Annotated in this window: 1 protein-coding gene; it reads right to left on the reverse strand. The window is 47.0% G+C overall.

The genetic code is table 11. The features are described 5' to 3' along the window. Positions 1–937 (reverse strand): RNA-guided endonuclease InsQ/TnpB family protein (locus BVJ53_RS14585; protein WP_137296005.1); only part of this gene is annotated, 937 nt, incomplete at both ends.

Consider the following 937-nt stretch of genomic DNA (forward strand, 5'->3'; position numbering starts at 1 on the left):
ATGACGAAGCTGCAACTATGGCAGGTTTGAGTGGTATTCCTAGGATTGACCGTTACAAACTGGCGACCATAAAGGTCAGCCTTGTAAGTTAGCATGCCTAAGAAGGTACACCAGCCTACGTCTGCGATACTCATTGCCAAAGCATGATTTTTTAGTAAGTTCTTACTTCGCAATTCCTCTGCAACCACTAAATCGTGGTTCTTGATGAGTGTGGTTGAGACGTTGTGCAAGAAGTTCTTACGCCGATCTAGAATCTGTGCATGAATCTTAGCAACTACCAAGCGCTGTTTTTGGTAATTCTTACTGTTACGTAACGGCCGATGCTCTTTCTTTGCCCTTCGGGCACGGCGCGACAAAACACGTTGAGCCTTAGCCAGTCGTCCCTTAATCGTTCGATAGTGGCGCAGATTTGCGACAACTTTGCCATCACTGGTCGTCAAGAAGTTTTTCACGTTGAGGTCAATGCCAGTTTGCCGATTGGTCTTGGCCGGCTTCGTCACGAACGGTGTATCAGAACCCAGCTGCATGGATAAAAAGAAACGGTCGGCAGCGTCCTTAGTAATCGTGACCGTGCCAATACGAGTTTCTGCTTGCCGATGCAGTAATCGTTTGTGGGAGCCTTTAATTCGTAGCCGGCCTAACTTAGGCACTAAGACGTGCCTACAATCTTCAAAGCTGACGGTCCCGTTGGTTAGCTGTGCCGTTTTCTGCTTAATATATTGGCAATTAGTTTGATAGCCCCACGCATAGCTTTTACGGTGGAATTTTGGAACACCAGCACTATGAACCTTCCGAAAGGCTTTCCATGCCTTGCGGTAGTTCCGGATAGCGTTAGCCTTAGCAAGGCTGTCAATGCGCTTGTCTTCTAAGAATTGGAAATGATTGGACATCTGCTTGGCATTTTGCCGTTGTTCAAGCTGTTTGATTCGAGCTTGAA

The organism is Lacticaseibacillus chiayiensis (assembly GCF_004123795.1).
Taxonomy (GTDB): Bacteria; Bacillota; Bacilli; order Lactobacillales; family Lactobacillaceae; genus Lacticaseibacillus; species Lacticaseibacillus chiayiensis.